This window comes from Achromobacter sp. DMS1, from assembly GCF_001270295.1.
The window spans coordinates 1-4,516 of sequence record NZ_LHSJ01000315.1; the positions used below are offsets into that span (position 1 = coordinate 1).

Sequence of the window (4,516 nt, forward strand, 5' to 3'; positions counted from 1 at the left end):
ACGTCGCGGCCCGCGCCCTGCATTACACCGATCTGGACGTCGGCTTCTTCGACACGGGTTTCCGCGTCCAGCCGCCGCTGCGCGGCCAGCGCGACCGCGAGGCCATCCGCCGCGCGCTGGCCGAGGGCGTGGCCGACGCCGCCTGCTCGGACCATACCCAGCTCCCGCGCACCGGCAAGGATGCGCCGTTTCCGGACGCCGCGCCCGGCGCGCCCGGACTGGAGCTGCTGCTGTCGTTCGTGCTGAAGTGGGCGCGCGATGCGGGGGTGCCGCTGGTCCAGGCGCTCGCGCGCCTGACATCGGCCCCCGCGGCGGTGCTGCGCGCCGCGGCGCCCGCGCAGGCGCCGGCCGGCAGCCTGGGCGAGGGCGATCCGGCGGACCTCTGCCTGGTCGATCTGGACGCCGAGTGGATGGCGCCGGGCGGGCCGCAGGCCGGCAGCGAAGCCGGCCCGTTCGCGGGTATGATGCTGCCCGGCCGCGTACGCGCACCGTGGTCGGTGGCCGCATGGCCTGGGAGACTCCTGCTTGAAGTTGCTGCGCTTCGTTCTCCGGCTCGTTCTCGTCCTGCCCTGGATCGCCTTCGGCCTGCTGTGCGTGGGCCTGATCTATCCGCTGATCGGCCCGCGTGCGCGGGCGTGGCTGAACCGCAACTGGTCGCGCTGCCTCATGGCCTTCTGCGGGCTGCGCGTCGTGCTGAAGGGCACGCCGCGCCTGCGGGGCCCCGTGCTGATGGTGGCCAACCACGTGTCCTGGATCGACATCTTCGTGCTGAATTCGGCGCGCGCCACCGCGTTCGTCGCCAAGAGCGAGATACGCAGCTGGCCGGTGATCGGCTGGCTCGTGGCCGGCGCGGGCACGCTCTTCATCGAGCGGGGCCAGCGCCATGCCGTGCACGCCATGGGCGAATCCATGCAGGCGCGCTTCCGGCAGGGCGACGCGGTGGGGCTGTTTCCGGAGGGCACCACGACCGAGGGGATGGAGCTGCGTCCCTTCCATGCCAGTCTTTTCGAGCCGGCCCGGGCCGCGGCCGTGGAAATCCAGCCGGTGGCGCTGCGGTTCCTCCATCACGGCAAGCGCAGCGGCTTTGCCGCGTTCGTGGGCGAGGAGACGCTGGTCATGAACCTCTGGCGCGTGCTCGGCGCCACGGGCCTGTCGGTGGAGGCGGTGTTTCTGCCGCCGCTGCCCGCGCGCCATCCGGACGGCAGCCTGCCCACCCGCCTGGAGCTGTCGCACCAGGCGCGCGACGCCATCCGGTCGGCGCTTTAGGGGGAGTCTGCCCCAGGGTGCGCGGGCCCTAGGAATCCGCCAGCGGGTCCTGTTCCTGCGCGCAGCGCACCTGCACCAGCTTGCGGTCCTGCAGCCGCAGCGCCGTGAGCGAGCCGCCCCAGACGCAGCCCGTGTCCAGGCAGATGACGTCGGGCCGGATGAGCAGGCCCAGCGTGGACCAGTGCCCGAACACCGTGGTGATGTCGCGCGTGGCGCGGTTGGGCACGTCGAACCAGGGCACGAGGTTGGGCGGCCAGGCGCCGGGCGCGACCTTGGTGGCGAATTCCATGTGGCCGTTGGGCGTGCACAGGCGGATGCGGGTGAGCGCGTTGATGATGACGCGCATGCGCTTGCCGCCCTTGTGGTCTTCTTTCCAGGACGCGGGCTCGTTGCCGTACATCTTCTGCAGCGCCTTCTGCCAGTTCGGCCCGCGCAGGGCGTCCTGCACCTCGCCGGCCAGGGACAGCGTCTTGGTCACGTCCCATTTGGCCAGCGTGCCGGCATGCACCAGCAGGTGGTTCTGCTCGAAATGGGCCAGCGGCCGCCAGCGCAGCCAGTCGATCAGGTCGGCGGCGTCGGGCGCGCGCAGGATCTCGTCCAGCGTGTCGGACTTGGACGGCTTGCGCACGCCGGCCGCGGCGGCCAGCAGGTGCAGGTCGTGATTGCCGAGCACCGCCGTGGCGCGCTCGCCCAGGTCGATGATGCGGCGCAGGGTGGCCAGGGACTGCGGCCCCCGGTTCACCAGGTCGCCCGCGAACCAGAAGCGCGAGTCGGGATCGCCGACCAGGTCGGGATGGGACAGCAAGCGATCCAGCGGCGAGCAGCAGCCCTGCACGTCGCCGATCATCCAGATACTGCCGTTCATGCGGGACTCTTGCTCCAGGGCCAGCGTTGTTGAACGAAGCGGCTGATGGTGTGCCGGTACTCCATGTACGACATGGCGCCCAGCGCGACGATCATGGCGCCGATGTTGGGGCCGAGCGCGGTGAACCAGGGCGGCCACTTGCCCAGCATGCCCACGTTCAGGGCCAGCTGGTTGAGCATGAAGAAGCCCACCCCGAGCAGAATGCCCATGAACACCTTGGCGCCCACGCCGCCGCGCCGGGTCTGCATGAGGCCGATGGGCGCGGCGATGGTGATCATGACCAGCAGCGTGAACGGATACGCCAGTTTGCGCCACAAGGCGACGATCTGTCGACCGTACTGGAGCTGGTTGTTGCGCAGGTAATCCACATAGTCGAGCAGCGTGGCCAGCGACATGCGCTCGGGCGTGAGCACCCGCGCGATGAGGCGCTCGGGGCTGAGGGTGGTGTCGATGGTGCGTTCGGGCAGACGCACGACGCTGGCCGGCGGATGCTTGGGCGGGCGCGCGTTGGCCAGGGCGTCGGCAGCCTGGTCGTCCAGCCGCGTTTCGACCACGTTCTTGAGCACCAGGTCGCCATGGGCGAACACGCCGCTGGGGGCGGTGGACATGGCGCTCAGGGTCAGGTCTTTCTTGAATTCGTACAGCGAGATGGCGCCCACCTCGCCGTCGCCCTTGAGCTCGGCGATGTTGATGATGCGCGTGCCGCCGTTGGGCGTGGGTTCCTTGAACCAGTAGCCGCTTTCCAGGCGTTCGCCGCCGGCCTTGCCCCGCAGCAGCAGGTTGGCCTCGCCGGATTTCATTTCCGCCCAGGGCGTGACGTATTCCGACAGCAGCGCCGCCCCGATCATGAGGGGGATGGTGATGATCCACAGCATGCGCAGCAGCTTCATGCCGCTCACGCCCGACACGCGCAGGATCACCAGCTCGTTGCGCTGCGCCAGGCCCGCCAGGGCCAGGATGGCGCCGATCAGCAGCCCGATGGGCAGCAGGTCGTACAGCCGGGTGGGCACGGCCAGCGCCTGCAGGTAGAAGAGCGCCGTCATCGTGAACTTGTCGCCCACGTTGTCGAGGTCGTCCACCAGCGCGAAGAACGTGAAAAGGCCCAGCAGGGCGGTGAGGACCACTGCGCAGGAGCGATAGATCTCGCGGGCGAGGTAGCGGCGTGCGGTGCGCATGAAAGTGAGGGGTAACGCCTAAACGTGAAAGCTTAACAAATCCGGGCGGACATTCGCCGCCCGCCGGGCCGGCGCCGCTCAGGGAATCTCCACCAGCCGCATGCGCCGGGTGAGCGTGGAGACGCGGGAATTCAGGTAGCGGGTGTTGCGGTGGCTGTCGTAGAAGCGCGGGTTGGGCAGCATGGCGGCCAGGCGGGCGGCCTGGCTGGCGCCCAGCCGGGACGCGGGCATCTTGTAATAATGCTGCGCCGCCGCCTCGGCGCCGAAGACGCCTTCGCCCCATTCGGCCACGTTCAGGTACAGCTCCAGGATGCGCTCCTTGGTCATGACGTGTTCCAGCATGTAGGTCAGCACCAGCTCCTGTCCTTTGCGCAGGTAGCTGCGGGAGCTGGACAGGAACAGGTTCTTGGCGAGCTGCTGGGTGATGGTGGAGCCGCCGCGCACCTTGCCGCTGCCCTTGGCCTCCTGGCGCTGGTTGTACTCCCAGGCCTTGCGGATGGCGTCCCATTCCACGCCGTCGTGCTCGATGAAGTTGGAGTCTTCCGAGGCGACCACGGCGCGCTTGAGGTTGTCGCTGATCCGGTCGTAGGGCACCCACTGGTACTTCAGATGGATGGCGGGATTGGTTTCGCGCAGGCGCGACAGCTCCTCGCGCATGATGGCGCTGCTGCCCGGGTCCTGGTAGCGGTACCAGACTACCTGGGCGAACAGCCAGAACTGGTAGAGCAGCACGGCGCAGGCCAGCGCCATCAGCAGGCCGGTGACAATGCGGAACCACGAGCGCCCGCCCCTGGCGGACCGCCCCCTGGCGCGCGGCGCCATGCCTCAGCGCCCCGACGCCAGCGCCTCGCGCAGCGCCGCCAGGACCGGCGCGGGGTCGGGCCGCACGCCGTGCCAGATGTGGAAGCTCTCGGCGGCCTGGCCCACCAGCATGCCCAGGCCGTCGGCGGCCAGCGCCGCGCCGTCGGCCTCGGCCTGCCGCATGAAGGGGGTGGGCCGGGCCCCGTACATCATGTCGTAGGCCGCCGCGCCGGGGCGCGTACAGCCCGTCGGGCAGCCCGGGGGCCGCATCCTGCAGGCCGCTGGCCGTGGCGTTGATGACCAGGTTCCAGCCGCCGGGCCAGGCGGCGTCGTCCAGGCCGCCCGCGCTCACTTCGGTGAAAAGTCCGGCATCCGCGGCCGCCCAGGCGGCCGCCAGCTCCGCCGCGCG

General features: G+C 70.1%; 4 protein-coding genes and 2 pseudogenes. 2 read left to right on the forward strand and 4 right to left on the reverse strand.

The annotated features are described in order from the left end of the window. Both AD428_RS29975 and AD428_RS23265 read left to right on the forward strand, forming a co-directional pair. Window positions 1-529: pseudogene (locus AD428_RS29975) on the forward strand (amidohydrolase family protein); the annotation flags it as partial. After that, a complete protein-coding gene (locus AD428_RS23265; RefSeq protein ID WP_053246727.1) occupies window positions 526-1,266 on the forward strand; it encodes a lysophospholipid acyltransferase family protein in 741 nt (246 codons plus the stop codon). The pseudogene AD428_RS29975 and the gene AD428_RS23265, both read left to right, overlap by 4 nt. A 28-nt stretch (window positions 1,267-1,294) precedes the next feature. Here AD428_RS23265 and AD428_RS23270 read toward each other — a convergent pair whose 3' ends face one another. The 4 genes and pseudogenes from AD428_RS23270 to aroE all read right to left on the reverse strand — a co-directional run. After that, a complete protein-coding gene (locus AD428_RS23270; RefSeq protein ID WP_053246728.1) occupies window positions 1,295-2,131 on the reverse strand; it encodes a symmetrical bis(5'-nucleosyl)-tetraphosphatase in 837 nt (278 codons plus the stop codon). After that, entirely contained in the window at window positions 2,128-3,306 is a 1,179-nt protein-coding gene (lptG, locus tag AD428_RS23275; RefSeq protein ID WP_053246729.1) for an LPS export ABC transporter permease LptG, read from the reverse strand. The genes AD428_RS23270 and lptG overlap by 4 nt, the downstream gene beginning before the upstream one ends. Before the next feature lie 78 nt (window positions 3,307-3,384). Continuing rightward, window positions 3,385-4,128, reverse strand: a complete 744-nt coding sequence (gene mtgA / locus AD428_RS23280; protein ID WP_053246730.1) for a monofunctional biosynthetic peptidoglycan transglycosylase — start codon at window positions 4,126-4,128, stop codon at window positions 3,385-3,387. Between the two features lie 3 nt (window positions 4,129-4,131). Continuing rightward, window positions 4,132-4,516, reverse strand: a pseudogene (gene aroE, locus AD428_RS23285) (shikimate dehydrogenase); the annotation flags it as partial.

Excerpts from the sequence above, each read along its gene's own strand:
- lptG (WP_053246729.1), bottom strand. The coding sequence starts at position 3,306 with ATGCGCACCGCACGCCGCTACCTCGCCCGCGAGATCTATCGCTCCTGC.
- AD428_RS23270 (WP_053246728.1), bottom strand. The coding sequence starts at position 2,131 with ATGAACGGCAGTATCTGGATGATCGGCGACGTGCAGGGCTGCTGCTCG.
- mtgA (WP_053246730.1), bottom strand. The coding sequence starts at position 4,128 with ATGGCGCCGCGCGCCAGGGGGCGGTCCGCCAGGGGCGGGCGCTCGTGG.